18 protein-coding genes are annotated in these 18,988 nt (G+C 71.5%); 10 read left to right on the top strand and 8 right to left on the bottom strand.

Features of this window, described 5'->3' with window-relative positions:
* Positions 1–12 precede the first annotated feature (12 nt).
* From ACWEN0_RS25820 to ACWEN0_RS25810, 3 genes are all read right to left on the bottom strand, one after another.
* Positions 13–618, bottom strand: coding sequence for a ClpP family protease (locus ACWEN0_RS25820; protein ID WP_364455898.1), 606 nt, complete (start codon positions 616–618; stop codon positions 13–15).
* Positions 619–756: 138 nt separating this feature from the next.
* Positions 757–2,148, bottom strand: a complete 1,392-nt coding sequence (gene tig, locus ACWEN0_RS25815; RefSeq protein ID WP_451978457.1) for a trigger factor — start codon at positions 2,146–2,148, stop codon at positions 757–759.
* Positions 2,149–2,277: 129 nt separating this feature from the next.
* On the bottom strand, positions 2,278–2,868 hold the full coding sequence (locus tag ACWEN0_RS25810) for a TetR family transcriptional regulator (protein ID WP_451978455.1): 591 nt from the start codon (positions 2,866–2,868) through the stop codon (positions 2,278–2,280).
* Between the two features lie 138 nt (positions 2,869–3,006).
* Here ACWEN0_RS25810 and ACWEN0_RS25805 point away from each other — a divergent pair, with 138 nt between their 5' ends.
* Positions 3,007–5,106, top strand: a complete 2,100-nt coding sequence (locus ACWEN0_RS25805) for a fatty acid desaturase (RefSeq protein WP_451978452.1) — start codon at positions 3,007–3,009, stop codon at positions 5,104–5,106.
* Positions 5,107–5,126: 20 nt separating this feature from the next.
* Here ACWEN0_RS25805 and ACWEN0_RS25800 read toward each other — a convergent pair whose 3' ends face one another.
* Positions 5,127–5,672: a hypothetical protein gene (locus tag ACWEN0_RS25800; protein WP_451978449.1), complete on the bottom strand. Its 546-nt coding sequence runs from the start codon at positions 5,670–5,672 to the stop codon at positions 5,127–5,129.
* 190 nt (positions 5,673–5,862) lie between these two features.
* On the opposite strand from ACWEN0_RS25800, the gene ACWEN0_RS25795 reads away from it, so the two are divergent.
* The 3 genes from ACWEN0_RS25795 (at position 5,863) to ACWEN0_RS25785 (ending at position 9,929) form a co-directional block, all read left to right on the top strand.
* Positions 5,863–7,404, top strand: a complete 1,542-nt coding sequence (locus tag ACWEN0_RS25795; protein WP_451978446.1) for a sensor histidine kinase — start codon at positions 5,863–5,865, stop codon at positions 7,402–7,404.
* Between the two features lie 4 nt (positions 7,405–7,408).
* Positions 7,409–9,271, top strand: a complete 1,863-nt coding sequence (locus tag ACWEN0_RS25790; protein WP_451978443.1) for an ArnT family glycosyltransferase — start codon at positions 7,409–7,411, stop codon at positions 9,269–9,271.
* 100 nt (positions 9,272–9,371) lie between these two features.
* Positions 9,372–9,929: a GNAT family N-acetyltransferase gene (locus tag ACWEN0_RS25785; protein WP_451978440.1), complete on the top strand. Its 558-nt coding sequence runs from the start codon at positions 9,372–9,374 to the stop codon at positions 9,927–9,929.
* On the opposite strand, the gene ACWEN0_RS25780 is transcribed toward ACWEN0_RS25785, so the two are convergent.
* Together ACWEN0_RS25780 and ACWEN0_RS25775 are read right to left on the bottom strand one after the other, a co-directional pair.
* Complete coding sequence (locus ACWEN0_RS25780; protein WP_451978437.1) at positions 9,856–11,046, bottom strand: hypothetical protein; 1,191 nt, start codon at positions 11,044–11,046, stop codon at positions 9,856–9,858. The two genes, ACWEN0_RS25785 and ACWEN0_RS25780, sit on opposite strands and share 74 nt — an antisense overlap.
* Positions 11,043–12,101 carry a helix-turn-helix domain-containing protein gene (locus tag ACWEN0_RS25775; protein WP_451978435.1) on the bottom strand — a complete coding sequence of 353 codons (1,059 nt, stop codon included), beginning with the start codon at positions 12,099–12,101 and terminating at the stop codon, positions 11,043–11,045. The genes ACWEN0_RS25780 and ACWEN0_RS25775 overlap by 4 nt, the downstream gene beginning before the upstream one ends.
* A 232-nt stretch (positions 12,102–12,333) precedes the next feature.
* Here ACWEN0_RS25775 and ACWEN0_RS25770 point away from each other — a divergent pair, with 232 nt between their 5' ends.
* The 6 genes from ACWEN0_RS25770 (at position 12,334) to ACWEN0_RS25745 (ending at position 17,808) form a co-directional block, all read left to right on the top strand.
* On the top strand, positions 12,334–12,951 hold the full coding sequence (locus ACWEN0_RS25770; protein ID WP_451978432.1) for a hypothetical protein: 618 nt from the start codon (positions 12,334–12,336) through the stop codon (positions 12,949–12,951).
* Between the two features lie 22 nt (positions 12,952–12,973).
* Positions 12,974–13,636: a Crp/Fnr family transcriptional regulator gene (locus ACWEN0_RS25765; RefSeq protein ID WP_451978428.1), complete on the top strand. Its 663-nt coding sequence runs from the start codon at positions 12,974–12,976 to the stop codon at positions 13,634–13,636.
* A gap of 79 nt (positions 13,637–13,715) precedes the next feature.
* Positions 13,716–13,988, top strand: a complete 273-nt coding sequence (locus ACWEN0_RS25760) for a hypothetical protein (protein WP_451978425.1) — start codon at positions 13,716–13,718, stop codon at positions 13,986–13,988.
* Positions 13,985–14,602, top strand: coding sequence for a hypothetical protein (locus tag ACWEN0_RS25755; protein WP_451978422.1), 618 nt, complete (start codon positions 13,985–13,987; stop codon positions 14,600–14,602). The genes ACWEN0_RS25760 and ACWEN0_RS25755 overlap by 4 nt, the downstream gene beginning before the upstream one ends.
* 102 nt (positions 14,603–14,704) lie before the next feature.
* The gene (locus ACWEN0_RS25750) at positions 14,705–15,961 is read left to right on the top strand and encodes a glycosyltransferase (protein WP_451978419.1); all 1,257 of its coding nucleotides are present in this window, start codon (positions 14,705–14,707) and stop codon (positions 15,959–15,961) included.
* A complete protein-coding gene (locus ACWEN0_RS25745) occupies positions 15,961–17,808 on the top strand; it encodes an ArnT family glycosyltransferase (protein ID WP_451978416.1) in 1,848 nt (615 codons plus the stop codon). The genes ACWEN0_RS25750 and ACWEN0_RS25745 overlap by 1 nt, the downstream gene beginning before the upstream one ends.
* Before the next feature lie 40 nt (positions 17,809–17,848).
* Here ACWEN0_RS25745 and ACWEN0_RS25740 read toward each other — a convergent pair whose 3' ends face one another.
* On the bottom strand, positions 17,849–18,451 hold the full coding sequence (locus ACWEN0_RS25740) for a hypothetical protein (protein WP_451978413.1): 603 nt from the start codon (positions 18,449–18,451) through the stop codon (positions 17,849–17,851).
* Positions 18,452–18,504: 53 nt separating this feature from the next.
* Complete coding sequence (locus ACWEN0_RS25735) at positions 18,505–18,930, bottom strand: nuclear transport factor 2 family protein (protein ID WP_451978410.1); 426 nt, start codon at positions 18,928–18,930, stop codon at positions 18,505–18,507.
* Positions 18,931–18,988: the final 58 nt, after the last annotated feature.

Here is an 18,988-nt window from a genome sequence, read left to right as displayed (position 1 = left end):
TGTGCTTCGCGCTCAGTTCGAGCCCGGACGGGCGATGTCGGCGGTGAGGACGTGGTCGACGAACCCGTAGTCCTTCGCTTCCTGAGCGGTGAACCAGCGGTCGCGGTCGCCGTCCTTGATGATCTGCTCGACCGTCTGGCCGGTCTGGTCCGCGGTGATCCGGGCCAGCTCCTGCTTCCACTTGTTGAACAGGTCCGCCTGGATCGCGATGTCCGACGCCGTGCCGCCGACACCGGCCGACGGCTGGTGCATCAGGATGCGCGCGTGCGGCAGCGCGTAGCGCTTGCCCGGCGTGCCCGAGGAGAGCAGGAACTGCCCCATCGAGGCCGCCATGCCCATCGCGTAGGTCGCGACGTCCGGGCGGATCAGCTGCATGGTGTCGTAGATCGCGAACCCGGCGGTGACCGAGCCACCCGGCGAGTTGATGTAGAAGCGGATGTCGGACTCGGCGTCGTCCGCGTCGAGCAGCAACAGCTGCGCGGTGATCCGGTTGGCGACCTCGTCGTTGACCTCGGAACCGAGGACGACGATGCGCTCCTGGAGCAACCGCTCGAACACCGAGTCGGTGAGGTTGAGCCCTGCGGTGCCGGTCCGCGCCTCGGGCGTGTGCTGCGTCACGTCTGCCTGCCTTTTCGCCGGCGGCGACCCGGTGCTGACGGCCGCCGCTGTCGTTTCAGATGCTTGAGATCTTGTATCCGACCCTAACGAACTCGGGCGGTGCGGAATGCCCGACACCGCCCAAGTTCGCTCACAGCTTCACTCCGCCGGAGTCTTCGCCGTCTCGTCGGTGACCTGCGTCTCCTGGGTTGCGTCGTCGCCGGCCGGCTCGTCGCCGCCGAAGAGCTCGGAGAGGTCGACCTCGGCACCCGAGCCGTCGGTGACGGTGGCCTTGCGGACCACGGAGGCGAGCGCCTTGCCGCGGCGCACGTCGGCGTAGATCGCGGTCAGCTGGCCGGACTGCTGGGCGCGCTGGACGTACTCGTCCGGGCTGATCCCGAAGCGCTGGGCCTGGTAGATGATCCGCTCGGTCAGCTCGCCGTCGTTGACCGACACCTCTTCCTTGTCGGCGATGGTGTCCAGCAGCAGCTGCGTGCGGACGGCCTTCTCCGACTCGGTGCGGGTCTCGGCGTCGAACTCCTCGACCGTGCGGCCTTCGGCCTCGAGGGCCTGCGCGAACTGGGCCTCGTCGTGGTCGAACGGGTGGATCGCGTCGTGCTTGCGGTTCTCGATCTCGGCGTCGAGGACCTTCTCCGGGATCGGCACCTCGGTGCGCTCCAGGAGCTCGTCGAGCACCTTGTCGCGGGCCTGGACGCCCTGCTGCATCTTCTTGACGCGGCCGAGGCGCTCGCGAAGGTCGCCCTTCAGCTCTTCGATCGTGTCGAACTCGCTCGCCATCTGGGCGAACTCGTCGTCCGCCTCGGGCAGCTCGCGCTGCTTGACCGACTGGACGGTCACCGTCACCTCGGCGTCCTTGCCGGCGTGCTCACCGGCGACGAGCTGGGTGGTGAACGTCTTGGTCTCGCCCGCGTTCGCGCCGACGATCGCCTCGTCGATGCCGTCGACGAGCTGGCCGGAGCCGATCTCGTAGGACAGCCCGGTGGTGCTCGCCTCCTCGACGGCCTCGCCGTCGACGGTGGCCGAGAGGTCGATCGAGACGAAGTCGCCGGTCTCGGCCGGGCGCTCGACGCCGGTCAGCGTGCCGAACCGGGCGCGCAGCTCGTCGAGCTGCTCGTCGACCTCGGCGTCGGTCAGCTCGACGTCGTCGACCGTGACCGTGAAGCCGTCCAGGTCGGGCAGCTCGATCTCCGGGCGCACGTCCACCTCGGCGGTGAACTCGAGGACGTCGCGGTCTTCGAGCTTCGTGACGTCGAACTCCGGGTTGCCGAGGGTGCGGACCTCGTTCTCGCGGACCGCCTCGATGTACTTGGCCGGGATGGCCTCGTTGACGACCTCGTCGAGCACCGGGCCGCGGCCGATGCGGCTTTCCAGGACGCGAGCGGGCGCCTTGCCGGGCCGGAAGCCCGGGATGCGCACCTGCTGGGCGATCTTGCGGTAGGCGCGGTCGAAGTTCGGCTTGAGCTCGTCGAACGGCACCTCGACATTGATCTTGACTCGCGTCGGGCTCAGCTGCTCGACGGTGCTCTTCAAGGTCTTCTCCTCGAGCGGTAACGATTGTGTAGGACAATCCTGCGGAAATTACCCCTGGTCACCTGCAGACCGGGACGTCCGAGTCTAGGCCAGTGGCCTCCGCCGCCGGGGCGGGGGCCACCTGCGGCGTCACGACCCGAGCATCCGGCCGATCACCCAGCGCATCTGGCCGCTCGCGTGCTCGGCCGAGCCGCTGGGCTGCACCAGGTGCGAGAGCAGCAGGCGCACCCACGCCTCGACCGCCACGGCCCACTCCGACGGGGTCAGCGGGACGGCGGGGTAGCTGCGCGCGAACACCGCCGCGACGGCCTCGACGGCCCGGCCGAGCACGGCTTCGGGCTGCGAGGTCAGCAGCGGGAGGAAGTCCTCGCGGCCGCCCTGCGCACCGCCGAGCGCGAGCTCGACCAGCGGGTTGGCGTGCGCGGCTTCGAGGGTGTGCCGGAACGCGGCGGTGACGCCGTCGACGGGGCTGCCGGGGTGCGCCGCGACGTCCGCGCTCACCCGCTCGACGAAGCGGTCGGTCTCGCGCAGCATCAGGGCCTTGGCCAGCGCGGCCTTGGAGCCCAGTTCGTTGTAGACGGTCTGCCTGCTCACGCCGACCTGCGCGGCCAGCTTGCCCATCGTCACGGCGGCCCAGCCGTCCGCCTGGATGACGTCGGCCGCCGCGGCCAGCAGCTTCTCCCGGGTCCGCGCCGGGACCGGGTGGGTGACGGCCTTCACACCGCGAGCTTACCCGCGGGTTCTGTTCCGCTGGCCGACACCTTTTTTCGAAGCCTGCCGTAACGTTTACAAACCCCGCTGAGTTGTCTACGGTGACTCCCGCTTGGCCAGGAGCTTCTCGACCGAGGAGACCGCTCGATGCCCGTCGTCGATACCCCGCCGCGCGGCTCCGGGAACGCCCCGACGCCCGCGACCGGCGTGCCGACCTCCCGTCCGGTGCCCTCGCCCCGCATCCCGCTCCCCCGCGCGTCGGTGCCGACGCTGCTGCTGTTCACGGGCGGCGTCGCGGTGTGGGGCACCGCGACCTGGCTGCTGCTGGCCGGGATCGCGTCGCCGGTGTTCACCGTGCCGCTGCACGCGCTCGTCACGTTCACGATGTTCACGGTCGTGCACGAATCGGTGCACCACGCCGCCGGGAAGCTCACCTGGGTCAACGAGGTGCTCGGCCGGCTGGCGATGCCGTTCGTTGCCGCCTACGCGTCCTTCCCGCTGCTGCGGTTCGTCCACAGCGAACACCACCGCCACACCAACGCCGACTCGCACACCGACCCGGACGCCTGGACGTCGCAGGGGTCGTGGTGGCAGCTGCCGTTCCGCTGGCTGACCATCGACTTCTGGTACGCGCGGTTCTACACCGCGCACGTCCGCGGCCGGCCGCCGCAGGAGCGCGCGGAGACGATCCTGGCGCTGTCGCTGGCGTTCGCCGCGGCCGCCGCGCTCGTCGCGAGCGGCCACGGGTGGGAGCTGCTGGTCGGGTACGTGCTCCCGCAGCGGCTCGGGCTGGCCCTGCTGGCCTGGTGGTTCGACTGGCTGCCGCACCACGACCTGCCGGCCGCGCAGCCGCGCGACAAGTACGGCACCACGCGGGTGCGCGTGGGGCTGGAGTGGCTGATGACGCCGATCATGCTGTTCCAGAACTACCACCTGGTCCACCACCTCCACCCCGCCGTGCCGTTCTACCGCTACCTGCGCGCGTGGAAGGACAACCGCGAGGCCTACCTCGCCCGAGACGTCCCGATCATCACGGCGTGGGGCCGCGAGCTGACGGCGAGCGAGTACCGCGCGTGGCGGCGGCTGGCCGACGACCTCGGCGACGCCGAGCCCGCGCCCGAGCCGCCCCCGCTCGGGCCGAGCCGGTTCCACCGCCTGCGGGTGCGGGAGATCCGGCCACTGACCGCGGACGCCGTCGCGATCACCTTCTACGTCCCGCCGCAGCTGACGGCGGAGTTCCGGTTCACGCCGGGCCAGCACGTGGCGGTCCGCGCGGTGCTCGACGGGCAGCCGGTGCGCCGCACGTACTCGATCTGCGCGCCGGCGGACGCGGGCGACCTGCGGATCGCGGTGAAGCGACGGCCGGGCGGCGCGTTCTCCGGCTTCGCGACCACGACGCTGGCCGAAGGCGACTTCCTCGACGTGCTCCCGCCCTCCGGGGGGTTCACGCTCACACCGGACCCGGCGCGGACGGCCCACTACGTCGCGCTCGCCGCCGGCAGCGGCATCACGCCGGTGCTGTCCATCCTGGTCAGCGCGCTGGACGCGGAACCGCACAGCCGGGCGACGCTGTTGTACGTGAACACCTCCGGCGCGACGACGTTGTTCGCGCGCGAGCTGAGCGCGCTGGCCGAACGGTTCGGCGGCCGGCTGCACGTCGTCCACTACCGGACCGACGAGCGCGACCCGGACCTGCACACCCACCGGCCCCGGCAGTTCGACACGCTCGGCGAGGCGCTCGCGATCTCCCACGAGCGGTACCAGCGCGGCCGGCTCGACGGGACGCGGCTGCGCGCCCTGCTGCAGAACCGCCTGCACCCGGCGAAGGTCGACGAGTGGTTCCTGTGCGGGCCGCGCGGCCTGATGGACCTGGTCCGCCGCACCCTGGCCGACGCGGACGTCCCGGAGGAGAACGTCCACTTCGAACTCTTCCGTGGCGCGGCACCCCTGCGCGACCCGGCGGGCCTGCCGGCGCGGCTGGCCGTGACGCTCGGCGGGACGACGTCGGGCCTGGCGGCGCGGGCGGGCGAGACGGTGCTGGACGCGGCCCTGCGCGCGGGACTCGAGGTGCCCTACTCCTGCACGGGCGGCGCGTGCGGCACCTGCCGGGCGACGCTGCTGCACGGCCAGGTCGACATGGACGTCCGGTACGCGCTCACCGAGGACGACGTGGCGGCGTGCCGCATCCTGACGTGCCGCGCCCGCGCGACGACCCCGGAGGTCGCGGTCGACTACGACCGCCGTTGACCTCCAGGACCGCGCCGGGGTCAGCCGGTCTGGGCGGGCGCACCCGGCGGCCTGCCCTGTCCCGCGCCGGCTTCGCCGTCCGTCACGGAGGTCGCCGTCGCCGTGGCGTCCGACTCCGTCGCCACCACCGTGACCGTGTCGCCCGTGGCCAGGCCGGTGGCCTGCGCCGAGGTGATCGTGTACGTCTTCGAGAAGCCGTCGTCGCTCTTCGCGGTCAGCGACGTCGCGCTCAGGGCCGTGACCTGGCCCGTCTGCATGATCTTCGTGACGTAGCCGCCGTTCCCGTCGGAGGACACGTACTCGCCGTGCAACGCGGAGGCCGGCGCCGCGCCGCCCTGCCCGCCCGGGCCGCCCTGCATGCCACCCGGCCCGGCCTGGGCACCGGTCGAAGACGAGGACGACGAAGCGGCCCAGACCGCCGCGCCCCCACCGGCCACGATCACCAGCGCGACGGCGCCGGCCGCGATCTTCTTGCCCGGCGACCGGGCCGGCCGCGGCGGCGTGCCCGGGGCGGGCGCCGCACCCCACGTCTGGTCCGGAGTGGACGGTGCCTGCGGTGTGGTCATGGTGGTGCTCCTTAACGAGGTCCTTCGGTGGGATCCACCGTGGAGCCGCCGACTGTGCGCGGACTGTGCCTGCCGTCAGCCGTTCCTGTGACCCGGAGGAACCGGACATCAGGCGACGGGCCGGTCACCGCACAGCCGCCTCACAGGCAGCACACAACCCGCACACACGGCCGGCACGGACGCTTTGGTCATGGCCGCGCGAACCGTTGCACCGCACCCCCGCCGGGGGCGCCTTTCGCTGCGCGCGAAGCTGACCGGCTCGATGGTCGTCCTGCTCACCGTGGTGTGCCTGATCGTCGGGGTGGTCAGCGAGTTCGCGCTCGATCTGTTCCTCACCCGCCAGGTCGACCAGCAGCTGTCCGCGGCGGCGAGCCGCTCCCAGGCCTTCGCGAGCAACGCCGGCCAGCAGCGCGGCCCGCAGCCGCAACCGGACGGCCAGGCGGGCGAGCACCCGCTCGGGCAGAACGTCGGCACGGTGAGCGGCACCTTCGACGGGCCGGACCTCGTCCACGACGACAGCATCTCCGAGCACGGCGAACGCCTGCAGCTCACCGCGGCCCAGCAGGCCGTCATGCTCTCGGTGCCGGCCGACGGCAAGCCGCACACCGTTTCGTTCGCCGACCTCGGCGAATACCGGCTGATGGCGCTGCCGGTCACCGGGTCGTCCGACGTCGTCGTCACCGGCCTGCCGATGAAGCCGGTCAACGACACCCTCCTCACCGTCGGGCTGATCCTCTTCGGCGTGGCCGCCACGGGCGTGCTCGGCACCGCGTTCCTCGGCGCGTTCGCGGTCCGCCGGACGCTGCGGCCGCTCGACCGCGTCGCGGCCACCGCCGGGCGCGTCACCGAACTGCCGCTCGACCGCGGCCAGGTGGCGCTGTCGATCCGCGTCCCGGAGTCCGACACGGACCCGCGGACCGAGGTCGGCCAGGTCGGCTCGGCCCTGAACCTGATGCTCGGGCACGTCGCGAAGGCGCTGGCCGCGCGGCACGAGAGCGAACTGCGCGTCCGCCAGTTCGTCGCGGACGCCAGCCACGAGCTGCGGACCCCCCTGGCCGCGATCCGCGGGTACGCCGAGCTGGCCGCCCGCGGCAGCGCCCTGGTGCCGCCGGACGTCGCGCACTCGATGGGCCGGATCCAGTCCGAGGCCGTCCGGATGAGCGCGCTCGTCGAAGACCTCCTGCTCCTCGCCCGGCTCGACGCGGGCCGTCCGCTGGACGTGCGCGAAGTCGACCTGACCCGGCTGGTCGCCGACGCCGTCGGCGACGCCCAGGTCGCCGGGCGCGAGCACCGGTGGCTCCTGGAACTGCCCCCGGAACCGGTGCTGGTGCTCGGCGACGTCCAGCGGCTGCACCAGGTGCTGGCGAACCTGCTGGCCAACGCCCGCACGCACACGCCGCCGGGCACCGCGGTGGTGACGTCGCTGGCCCGGTCGGCCGACGGCAGCGCCGTGCTCACGGTGACGGACAACGGCCCCGGCATCGCCCCCGACCTGCTGCCGGACGTCTTCGAACGGTTCGCCCGCGGCGACTCGTCCCGCTCCCGCACGGCGGGCAGCACCGGGCTCGGGCTGGCGATCGCGTGCGCGGTCGTCGTCGCCCACCACGGCACGATCGAGGTGCACAGCCGACCCGGCCGCACGGAGTTCGCGGTGCGCCTGCCCGTGGCCGTGCCCGCACAGCGCGTGCACAGCATCGGCACAACCCGGCCCCAGCTCGGCACCGGAAGCTGAGCACATGACCGCTCTCGCGTCCCGCGAAACCGTTGCTCCTCCCGCAGTTCCCGCCCGCCGCACCTGGCACGGTCCCGCGCTCGCCGTCCTGCTGCTCGGGACCGCCGTCCTCTACCTGGGGGACCTCGGCGCGTCCGGCTGGGCGAACGCGTTCTACTCCGCGGCCGCGCAGGCGGGTTCGGAAAGCTGGAAGGCGCTGTTCTTCGGCTCGAGCGACGCGGCCAACGCGATCACAGTGGACAAGACCCCGGCGGCGCTGTGGGTGATGAGCCTTTCGGCGCGGCTGTTCGGCGTCAACGCGTGGAGCATCCTGGTCCCGCAGGCGCTGATGGGCGTCGGCTCGGTGTGGTTGCTGCACGCGACGGTCAAGCGGACGTCCGGCCCGGCCGCCGGGCTCGTCGCGGGCCTGGTGCTGGCCCTGACGCCCGCCGCGGCCCTGATGTTCCGGTTCAACAACCCGGACGCGCTGCTCGTGCTGCTGCTGGTCGCCGGTGCGTACTGCGTGGTCCGGTCGCTGGAGAAGGCGAGCCCGCGCTGGCTCGCGCTGGCCGGCGTCGCCGTCGGGTTCGGCTTCCTGGCCAAGATGCTGCAGGCCTTCCTCGTGCTGCCCGCGTTCGCGCTCGCCTACCTGGTCGCCGCGCCGGTGTCGCTCGGCAAGCGGCTGCTGCACCTGCTCGGCGCGTTGGCGGCGACGGTCGTCGCCGCGGGCTGGTACCTCGTGGTCGTCGCGCTGTGGCCGGTGGCTTCACGCCCCTACATCGGCGGGTCGCAGACGAACTCGTTGTGGGAGCTGGTGTTCGGCTACAACGGCTTCGGCCGCATCACCGGCGACGAGGTCGGCAGCGTGGGCGGCGGCGGTGGCCGCGGCTGGGGTTCGACGGGTCTCACGCGGTTGTTCGGCAGCGAGATGGCGGGCGGCATCGCCTGGCTGCTGCCCGCGGCGTTCCTCGCGCTCTGCGCGGGCCTCTGGTTCACCCGCCGCGCACCGCGCACGGACCGCTCCCGCGCGGCGCTGCTCCTGTGGGGCGGGTGGCTGCTGGTGACGGCGCTGGTGTTCAGCTACATGGGCGGCATCATCCACCCGTACTACACGGTCGCCCTCGCACCGGCAGTAGGTGCGCTGGTCGGCACGGCGGCGGTCCAGCTGTGGCGCCTGCGTTCGCGCCCCTCGGCGTCCGGCTTGCTGAGCGGTGGCGTCGCCCTCACGGCACTGACGACGTACCTGGTGCTCTCGGGCTCGACGTGGCAGCCGTGGCTGGCCCCGACGGTCCTCATCGGCGGCCTCATGGCGGCGGTGGGCCTGTTCTTCGCGTCGCACCTGACCCGCTGGGCGGCCACTTCGATCGCGGCCTTGGCCCTGGTCGCCCTGCTGACGGGCACGGGCGCGTACACCCTGGCCACGGCGGCAACGACCCACGAGGGCGCGATCCCGTCGGCGGGGCCCACATCGGGCTTCGGCGGCGGCCGTTTCGGCGGCGGCTTCGGCGGCCGTGGCGGCCCGGGTTCACTGCTTTCGACGACCCTGCCGGGCGCCCAGCTCACTTCGCTGCTTTCACAAGACGCGTCCAAGTACACGTGGACGGCGGCAACGGTCCTGTCGAACGCGGCAGCGGGCTACCAGCTGGCAAGCGGCGCCCCGGTGATGGCGGTGGGCGGCTTCAACGGCACGGACCCGTACCCGACGCTGGAGCAGTTCCAGCAGTACGTGGCGGCCGGCAAGATCCACTACTTCCTCGGCGACGGCATGACGATGCAGGGCAGCACGGGCTCGGACGCGGCCCAGCAGATCGCCGACTGGGTGGCGTCGCACCACCGGTCGTCCACAGTGGACGGTGTGACGGTCTACGACCTCACCGCGGCAGCTTGACGCACGCCCGACGAAAGGCGGGAGCGGGCCTGGTTGCCTGGTCAGGCCCGCTCGCCTCAGGCACACTGGAGGTGCCCGCGGCGAACAGGAGTTTCTGCAGATGACCGAGCCAGATGTCCGGCCGGCCCGCTCCGCAGATTTGAAATCGTTCGCCGGAACGCTCGGTGACCACGGTTTCCTCGCCGACCGCCACGCCCGCCAGCTGGATGGCCGCGGTGTGCTGTTCCTGGCCTGGCTGGGCTACCGCCCGGCGGGCGACGTCTACCTGTGGCTCGAAGACGCCGAAGAACGGCCGATCCGCCGTCACCTGCCCGGAGTAGCCCTGATCACCCATCTGGAAGTGGACCGCGACCTGCGGAACCAGGGCATCGGCCAGGCCCTGGTCGACGCGGCCGAGCAGTACCTGGCCGAAGAGGGCCACGACCGCGTCGCATTGGCGGTCCGCACGGACAACACGGACGCGGCCCGGCTGTACCGGCGTCTCGGCTACCGGGACTGGGGCCACGGCGACGTCACCTGCTACGCACAGCGAACCCTCCCGGACGGCAGCGTCCTGGAAGAACCGGAACGCTGTCACGTCCTGGTCAAGACCTTGACGCCGACCCCACCTTCACCTCGCGACGAGGCGAGACCGGTCGAGGCCGCGAATTCGTCTTGATGCCGATCCCCGGCTGCGCCAGGTGCTCGATGCCCAGCGTGGTGAGCGCACCGTCGATGCCCAGCCGGCCGCGGTGCTCACGGCGCAGTTCACGGATGTGCTCGCGCCAGACCACGCAGTCGTCCTGCCAGGCCCGCAGGTAGCGGACGCACAGGTCCGGCGCGATGTGGTGGCTGCGCCCGATGGACGCCTTGAGCGCGGCGACCATCCTGGCCCGCAGCGCCGGCTCGCTCACCGACTTCTCCACCTTGGCGATGGTGTCCCGGATGATGTCCCGGCGCGAACGCAGGAAGTCGTGCCAGTACCGTTCGTCGGCGTCCGCCAGGCCCTTGCCGTTGTCCAGCAGGCCGAAGACCCCCTCGGCCAGGGTGTCCCCCAGCTCTTCGCCCCGCGCGCGCCGCGGATCGTTGTACGGGTCGTAGTCGTACTGGAACGCGGTCCCCGTGACGGCTGACGGCCGCAGCCGCAGGCCGTCGAGGAGGAAGAACCAGTCCTCGTTGTAGATGTTGGGGAAGAACGAGCCGAACGCGGCGTCGCCGACCACCAGCGCGCCGCCGCCGATGAACACGTCCTGGGCGGCGCCGACGTCGCGCAGCGCGTGGCAGACGACCGAGTTGTCCGGCATCCCCGCGTTCGCTAGCCCCACTACCGAGTGCCCGGCGAGCATGCCCGCCGCCGCGGAGAGGTCCTCCGGGCACGGCAACCCGATGTCGTCGTCGAGGAAGACGATCCGCTTCCAGCCCGCGAGACTCGCGGCCAGGAGGCCGAGATTCCGTTTGAGACTCGTGTCGACGTTCCGGCGGAACCGGGTGAACCGCAGCAGGTTGTCCGTGGCGAACTCCGGCACGACCCGCTCGGGCAAGTCATCCACGTCGATGGCCGTCACGCGGACGCCGGCCTGCTTCGCCGCGAGAGACGCACTCGAAGCCGTGGCCCGCTTGCTGCACAACAGCAGCAAGTGGGCGTCTAGCCGCTTCGCCGCCGAGATGGCCTGCGCCAGGTAAGCCGCCGGGCGCCCGTTGGGCACGATGATCGCGTCCAGGGGCGCCCGGGGGGCCGCTTCGGCGGGGACGTGGGTCAGCAGGTCCTGGTGGGACTCGTGCTGCCGCGCGCTCACGCGGCGGCCTCGGGCCACTCGTGCAACCGGTTCTCCTCGAGCGTCCAGTCGGGGGTCAGTGGCTGTCCACCGACGACAGGCACCCGGCTGATGATGCTGAAGGATTCCACGTCGCCGAACCGCTCCCGGAGGTACTCCCCGTTGCGGTCCAGGAAGCGGGGGTCTGTCAGCGCCCTGACCGCGCCGAGCGTTCCTCGTCCGTACATACCAATGCATACGGTCACAGTGCGTTTTCGGTTGAACGGAGATACCCCGCGGTAGAAGTGCGCGACGTCTTCGACCAGGCGACCGTCTGCGTCGAGTTGCGGCTCGATCAGCTTCGACCGGCCGTCGTTCTGGACCCGGAACCCGCCGTGCTCGACCTCGTCATCCCGCCCCACCTGCGTCACCGGCAGGTCGACGCGCTCGATGACATCCCTCGTCACCGTGTTCCAGTCGACGCCGCCCAGCAAGACCAGATGGCTCGTGTAGTCGTTCGTGGTCAGCTCCTCACTCGTGTGGAAGCTGACCTTGTTGTCCGGGTTGCGCGCACGGATGTGCCCGAACAGCTCGATCAGCGCGTCCGGGTCGGCGTAGGTGTACAGCGAGACGAAGTCGGGGCTTTCCGGGTCCGCGTAGCTCAGGTGCTCCCGGAGGTACTCGGGGAGCTCTGCGCAGACGATGGTGACATCCTGGCCACGAGGAAATGTCCAGATGTCGTCGATCGCGGCCGGTGCCCGCGTGAGCGCCTTGCCTTCGCGCAGCCACAGCAGCTCGTCCAGCAGCTCCTTGCGGTTGTGCCGCTCCTCGTCCGTCAGTTCCTCGACGGGGAGGACATTGAGGACATCGCCGTCGAGGGAACGGCGGGTGGCGAACAGCGTCGCGTAGGCCTCCAGCCGCTTGACCGGCGGCCGGACCGGCTTGTCGATGTTCTCCCAAGACGAGATCAGCGAGATGCTGACCCCGCCGAACGCCTCGGCGAGCTGCGCCTGAGTGAGCCCGGCTTCGGGCCAGAGGCCCTCCCGCAACATCTTGAGACGGCGGGCGAGCGCAGGTCTCGGCGTGACTGGGGGCACGACTCCGACCTTTCAGTAAATTTCAGTACCCGGGTCGAGGGCTCCGATACTACTCCACGTGACTGAAGCCGTAACGGGCGACCCGCCGAAGTCAGGACTGAAACGTTACGTCTGGTCGAACTTCCTCGCACCAAACAGGTAACGCCGATTCATCTCTGTTGTTCCAGGGTACTCCAAGTCATACAGTCAACTTGACTGAACTTCAGTTCAAACCTGAAGGCAGGAGCAGGCCATGGACACCACAGCTGACATACCACGGCACCGGGCCATCGTGGCGGTCGACATCGAGGACTCGACCAGCCGGACGAACTCGGTGCGCTCCCAGCTCCGGACCGTCCTCTTCGAGCTGCTCGACGAAGCCCTGGGCGCCGGCGGGATCGGCAAGAAGCACCGCGACCCGTTCGTCGACCGCGGCGACGGGGCGCTGTGCCTGATCCGGCCGCACGACCAGCTCCCCAAGACGCTCCTGCTGACCACCGTCATCCCCAAGATGGCCGACCTGCTCGTCAAGCACGCCGAGAGCCGGCCCGAGCTGGCCTTCCGGCTGCGCGTCGCCGTGCACGCCGGCGAGGTGCACCGCGACTCCCGCGCCTCCTACGGCGAAGACGTCGACATCGCCTGCCGGCTCGTGGACGCGCCCGAGCTGAAGCGGTGGCTGCGCACCACCGCCGAGCCGCTGGCGCTGGCCGTCTCGCAGGAGATCCACCGGGCGGTCGTGCGGCACGGCTACCCCGGCATCGACCGGACGGCCTTCACCCAGGCCGTCCACATCAAGCTCGGCTCGGAACGGCTTCGCGGCTGGCTCTACACACCCGGCGCCGGCGAGCCGGAGGAGGGGCTGACCGCGTAAGGACCGGAAGCGAGGTGGGGACATGGAACCGACGGGATTCTGGGCCGACCTGGCCCCGGCCGATCGCGCCGAGCTCACGCGGGCGGCCCGCCGCTCGCGGTACCCGCGTGGCGAAACCCTTTGCCGGGAAGGCGAACGCTCCAGCGCCGTGCTCGTCCTCCTGAGCGGGCACGTGCGGATCGTCCACAGCACACCGGACGGGCGCGAAGTCGTCGTGGGCGTGCGCAGCCGCGGAGACGTGATCGGCGAGCTCGCCGCGATCGACGCGCAGCCGCGGTCCGCGACCGTCGAGGCATTGGACGACGTGGAGGTCCTCGAGGTTCCCGGGGACCGCTTCGCCGCCCTGTGCCGCAGCCGGTCGCGGATCTCCTGGGCGCTGCTCGTCGTGCTGTCCACGCGGTTGCGGTCCGTCGGCCGGCAGTGGCTGGAGCTCGGCGGTGGCGCCGCGGCGCGGCGGGTGGCCGCGCAGCTGATGCAACTCGCCGTCCAGCACGGGGTTCCGCGGGGGCAGGACATCGACATCGCCGTCCCCGCCACGCAGGCGGAGCTCGCGATGACCGCGGCGCTGTCCCGCGAATCCTGGGCGAGAGCCACGCGGCAACTGCGGGAGGCCGGCGTGATCAGCACCGGCAGAAGGCAGGTCACCATCCACCGCCTGGCTGAACTTCGACGACTGGCGAGCTGAATCCCGGCTTCTGTGTCAGCTGACACAGACGTCGTGGCGAGCCGGAGGTTTGCTGGATCCACCGAGGAGGAGGGCACTCATGGACCCCTATACCACCGCACCGGGCCGCAGCCGCTGGCGCCGGGGCGTCTACGCGGCCGGACTCGTCATCCCCTTCACCGCTTCGCAGGTGTGGGCGCTGCTGGTGCTGCTGCGGCTCGCACCGCTCGACGGGCTCGTCGGGCAGGCCTTCGTCCTGGTCCTGCTGGGGTCCGTCGTCGCGATCTGGGCGGGGTGGCGCTGGACCTGGCAGCTCGGCAAGGACCGCGACCGCCGGCCCGAGCAGGCCCCCAAGACCCGGATCCCGACATGACCTCCGGGACGGTGATCGTCGCGGCCCTCGTGCTCGGCATCGCCGCCGGACGTCTCTCGCGCCACCTCGGCGGCCTCCTCCGTCGCCGGTTCACCGGAAGGAGCACGGAAATGAGCAGCAGGCAAGCGTCGTTCCCGGTCCGGATCTACCACTGGCGGTGGGAGATCCTGGCGGTGACGCTGCTCCCCTACGCCCTGGTGACGTTCGCGCTGTGGGCCGGCGCGGCCTGGGCGTCGGCGGTCTTCGCGGGCGCACTCGCCCTGGCGGCCCTGCGACGCCGCCAGGTACGGGCGCGGCTCCAGGCGATCCGCCTGCAGCACCGCCTGCGGGCGGCCTTCCCGCTGCTGCGCCTGCCCGGCGGCCGCCGCCCGGCGATCCTGTGGTCCCGCCCCCGTGGCGGCGACATCGTGGTGTCCCTGTTCGGCCGCGAAGCGTTCGATCACCTGCACCGCAACCGCGCGGTCCTGGCGTCGGCGTGTTCGGTCCCGCAGGTGTACGTCGACCGTCACCCGAAGTACGCGAGCCTGGTGACGCTGACGATCAGCCCGACCGAGGCCCCGCGTGAGCGCGCGGTGCTGCCCAGCAACGTCGTGCCACTGCGGGTGCACAGCTGAGTCCCGGCCCGGCGTCCACCCGGTGGGCGCCGGGTCCGGCGCACAGCAACCGCACAGGGCGATCACACGGTCACCAAAGCGGGGGCCGCGACCGTGGTACTCATGACAGCCACCGCCTCCGCCGCACGGCCTGGGACCGTTCCCGTCGATCTGGCCGGTCCGCAGCCCGTTCTCGACGTCGTCATCCCGGTCTACAACGAAGAGGCCGACCTCGAACCGTGCATCCGGCGGCTGCACGCGCACCTGGCCGAGCACGTCTCCTACCCGTACCGGATCACCGTCGCCGACAACGCCAGCACCGACGCGACGCTGCGGGTGGCCGAAAGACTCGCCCGGGAGTTCCCGGAGGTGGCCGTCCACCACCTCGACGAGAAGGGCCGCGGCCGCGCGCTCAACGCCGTCTGGCAAGCCTCCGACGCCGCCGTCCTCGCCTACATGGACGTCGACCTCTCCACCGATCTGGCCGCGCTCGGACCGCTCGTCGCACCGCTCCTGTCGGGGCATTCCGATCTCGCCATCGGCAGCAGGCTCGCCCGGGGGGCGCGAGTGGTGCGGGGCCCGAAGCGCGAGTTCATCTCCCGCGCCTACAACCTGATCCTGCGCTCGACGCTCGCCGCGAAGTTCAGCGACGCGCAGTGCGGCTTCAAGGCCATCCGCGCCGACGTCGCGCGTGAGCTGCTGCCGCACGTGGAGGACACCGGCTGGTTCTTCGACACCGAACTGCTGGTCCTCGCCCAACGCGCCGGGCTGCGGATCCACGAGGTGCCCGTCGACTGGGTCGACGACCCCAACTCCTCGGTCAACATCGTCAAGACCGCCACCGCGGACCTCAAGGGCATCGCCCGCGTCACGAAGGCCACGTTCACCGGCGAGATCCCGATCAGCAGGCTGCGTGAACAGCTCGGCCGGCAGCCGATCGGCGTCGACGCGCCGGGCGTGCCGCCGCGGCTGGTGACCCAGCTCGTGCGGTTCGCCGCCATCGGGGTCAGCAGCACGCTCGCCTACCTCGTGCTGTTCCTGCTGCTGCGCAGCGTCGTCGGCGCGCAGGCCGCGAACTTCAGCGCGCTGCTGGTGACGGCGATCGGCAACACCGCGCTCAACCGGCGGCTCACCTTCGGCATCCGCGGGCGCTCCGGCGCCGGGCGCCACCAGTTCGAAGGGCTGATCGTCTTCGGCCTCGGGCTCGCGCTGACGAGTGGTTCGCTGGCCCTGCTCAACGGGTCCACCACCCCCGGCCTCGTCCTGGAGACCACCGTGCTCGTGCTGGCGAACCTCGCTGCCACGGTGCTCCGCTTCCTGCTCCTGCGCGGCTGGGTGTTCAACCCGCGCCGCCAGGCCGCCACCCAGAAGGAGTTCTGATGACCGCCGTCCTGTCCGAGCCGGCGACGCGCGAACCGCGTCACCGCAGGGAATCCGTGGCGCACGCGCCGCCGCGCTGGCTCCGCCCGAGCGTGTTCGGGCTGCTGGCCGCGACCGCCGTGCTGTACTTCTGGAACCTCACCGCCTCCGGCTACGGCAACTCGTTCTACGCCGCCGCCGTGCAGTCCGGGACGCAGGACTGGAAGGCGTGGCTGTTCGGGTCGCTCGACTCGGGCAACGTGATCACCGTCGACAAGCCGCCCGCCGCCCTCTGGGTGGGCACGGCGTTCGCGCGGATCTTCGGGTTCTCCGGCTTCACCGTGCTGGCCCCGCAGGCGCTGATGGGCGTCGCGTCCGTCGGGATCCTGTACCTGGCGGTGAAGCGGACGTCCGGCCCGGTCGCCGGGCTGCTGGCCGGCGCGGTGCTGGCGGTGACACCGGTCGCGGCGCTGATGTTCAAGTTCAACAACCCGGACGCGCTGCTCGTGCTGCTCATGGTCGCGGGTGCGTACTTCGTCGTGCGGGCAACGGAAAAAGCGAGCCCCGGCTGGCTGGCACTCGCGGGTGTCGCGATCGGCTTCGGGTTCCTGACGAAGATGATGCAGGCGTTCCTGGTGCTGCCGGCGTTCGGGCTGGTGTACCTGATCGCGGCACCGACCTCGCTGGGCAAGCGCTTGCTGCACCTCGGCGGCGCGGTCGTCGCGCTGGTCGTCTCGGCGGGCTGGTACATCGCGCTGGTGGACCTGTGGCCGACGGCGTCGCGGCCGTACATCGGCGGGTCCGAAGGGGACAGTCTGCTCGAACTCGCCCTGGGGTACAACGGGTTGTCCCGCATCTTCGGCGGCGAAGGCGGTGGCGGCGGAGGCGGCTTCGGCGGAGGCGGGAACACCGGCTTCGGGGGCGCGTCGGGCCTGTTCCGGATGTTCGGGTCCAGCTTCGGCACGGAGATCTCGTGGCTGCTGCCCGCCGCGCTGATCGGGCTGGTCGCCGGGCTGTGGTTCACCCGCCGCGCGCCGCGCACCGACCGGACGCGCCTCGCGCTGGTGCTGTGGGGCGGCTGGCTGGTCGTCACCGCGCTGGTGTTCAGCTACATGAGCGGCATCGTGCACCCGTACTACTCGGTCGCGCTCGCTCCGGCGATCGCCGCGCTGGTCGCGATTTCGGGCCGCGCGCTCTGGCAGGGCCGGGCGAACCCGGCGCCGCGGGCGGTGCTGGCCGGGATGGTCGTGGTGACCGCGGTGTGGTCGTTCATCCTCCTCGACCGGACGCCGGACTGGTTCCCGGCACTGCGCTGGGTCGTCGCGGTGCTCGGCGTGCTGGTCGGCACCGTGCTGGTGGTGGGCTTGCCGACGGCGCGCCGGCTGGTCGCGGTCGTCGCGGCGGGGGTGGTGCTGACACTGGGCGTCTCGACCGCGGCGTACGGCGTCGAGACGGCTTCGGTGGCGCACAGCGGCTCGATCCCGACCTCGGGACCGACGTCGAGCCGGATGGGCGGGTTCGGCGGCGGTGGCCCGGGTGAGGAGTCGTCCTCGAGCGCGGTCGGCGCGCTGCTGGCGAAGACGACCACCAAGTGGGCCGCGGCGACGACGGGTTCCCAGAGCGCGGCCTCGCTGGAACTGGCGAGCGGCAAGGCGGTGATCGGCATCGGCGGCTGGAGCGGCTCCGACCCGGCCCCCACGCTCGACGAGTTCAAGGCGTACGTCGCGGCGGGCGAAGTGAAGTACTACATCGACGGCGGCCGCGGCGGCGGACCGGGCGGCGGCTCGTCGGAGATCACGTCGTGGGTCACGGCGAACTTCACCGCCACCACGGTCGACGGCCAGACGGTCTACGACCTGCAGAGTTGATTCCGGCGTGCGGCCCGGGCTCCTTCCAGGGGTCCGGGCCTCACGCGATTTCGCGGGCGATGCGGACCGACGTGTCGCCGTGCGCACCTTCGACGACCGTCGTCTCGACGAGGGCCTCGAAGTGCTGGTGGCGGCCGAAGGGCCCGGTCTCGCGCAGGGTCTCGGCGGCCGCCGCGGTGCCGTACCCCCAGCACCCCGCGACGAGCACGACCTCCGCGGTCTCCGGGGCGAACGGGTTCGCCGTGCGGATGACCAGGCCGTAGTCCGTGCGCGGCTCGCCGGACTCGTCGTAGCGAGGCGACGCCACCAGGCCGGACTTCCGGTCGAACACCGCGCAGCCGTTGCCGGGATCGGCGGCGAACCCGATCGAAATCACGCCGTCCAGGCGCGAAAGCACGCCCGCGGTCACGGGATTGCCGTCCGGGCCGCCGATCAGGATGAGGTCCGACCGGACTTCCGGCAGTGTGAGCGCGCCGGCCGCGAGGAGCCTGGCGGGGCTGCCGAGCTGGGCCTGGAGCTCGACGACGGCGAGCATGTCGCCTTTGCCGACCAGCCCCGACCATTCCCAGCCGCGGAGTTGCTCGTGCTCGCCGAAGACGATGAGCGGCCGGGCGCGCCGGAGGTCGTGCAGCACTCCGCCCATGGCCGGCTCCTTCGGTCGTTCGTGCCCCGAAGTCGTCGCCGGCCGGTGGCTCGTTACGGCCGCGGCCGCAGGTGGTGGCGCACGTCGCCGACGAGGTCCACCGTCGCCCGGCGCTCGGTGAAAACCCAACCGCCGGCCGCACGGGTGAAGGTGTCCGCGTACCGTCCCGCGGCGATCGTCTGCAACGGCAGCCCCGGAACCGCTTGCAGCACGGTGAAGTAGGCCGTTCCCGTGGCTTGCGTTCCGTCGGCCGTGAGGGTGATGTTCGTCGTGACGTGCTTGGTGCGCGGGGTTCCGTCCTCGTACACGATCACCGTGTCGCGCAGCATCCGCGTGACCTCGGCCGCACCGCGCACCGCACCACCGCTTCCGACGAACGCCCCCGAGGCGAACAACGCGCCGACGCCTTCGAAGTCACCCGCGTCGACCAGGGACGCGTAGGAAACGATCAGGTTCTCGAGCGCCCGGTAGTCGTCCACGGAAAACGATCTTACCGATCCACGGCACAGGAAAGTCTCAGACCGCCCACAGGTTGGG

This window comes from Amycolatopsis sp. NPDC004378 (assembly GCF_053602455.1).
The sequence above is the reverse complement of the archived record's forward strand: the minus strand, read 5'-3'. Positions and strand labels throughout refer to the sequence as shown.

What these genes read in the sequence shown, in the direction of transcription:
- ACWEN0_RS25805 (WP_451978452.1), top strand. Translation starts at nt 3,007, where the DNA reads ATGCCCGTCGTCGATACCCCGCCGCGCGGCTCCGGGAACGCCCCGACG.
- ACWEN0_RS25800 (WP_451978449.1), bottom strand. Translation starts at nt 5,672, where the DNA reads ATGACCACACCGCAGGCACCGTCCACTCCGGACCAGACGTGGGGTGCG.
- ACWEN0_RS25795 (WP_451978446.1), top strand. Translation starts at nt 5,863, where the DNA reads ATGGCCGCGCGAACCGTTGCACCGCACCCCCGCCGGGGGCGCCTTTCG.
- ACWEN0_RS25790 (WP_451978443.1), top strand. Translation starts at nt 7,409, where the DNA reads ATGACCGCTCTCGCGTCCCGCGAAACCGTTGCTCCTCCCGCAGTTCCC.
- ACWEN0_RS25785 (WP_451978440.1), top strand. Translation starts at nt 9,372, where the DNA reads ATGACCGAGCCAGATGTCCGGCCGGCCCGCTCCGCAGATTTGAAATCG.
- ACWEN0_RS25770 (WP_451978432.1), top strand. Translation starts at nt 12,334, where the DNA reads ATGGACACCACAGCTGACATACCACGGCACCGGGCCATCGTGGCGGTC.
- ACWEN0_RS25765 (WP_451978428.1), top strand. Translation starts at nt 12,974, where the DNA reads ATGGAACCGACGGGATTCTGGGCCGACCTGGCCCCGGCCGATCGCGCC.
- ACWEN0_RS25760 (WP_451978425.1), top strand. Translation starts at nt 13,716, where the DNA reads ATGGACCCCTATACCACCGCACCGGGCCGCAGCCGCTGGCGCCGGGGC.
- ACWEN0_RS25755 (WP_451978422.1), top strand. Translation starts at nt 13,985, where the DNA reads ATGACCTCCGGGACGGTGATCGTCGCGGCCCTCGTGCTCGGCATCGCC.
- ACWEN0_RS25750 (WP_451978419.1), top strand. Translation starts at nt 14,705, where the DNA reads ATGACAGCCACCGCCTCCGCCGCACGGCCTGGGACCGTTCCCGTCGAT.
- ACWEN0_RS25745 (WP_451978416.1), top strand. Translation starts at nt 15,961, where the DNA reads ATGACCGCCGTCCTGTCCGAGCCGGCGACGCGCGAACCGCGTCACCGC.
- ACWEN0_RS25740 (WP_451978413.1), bottom strand. Translation starts at nt 18,451, where the DNA reads ATGGGCGGAGTGCTGCACGACCTCCGGCGCGCCCGGCCGCTCATCGTC.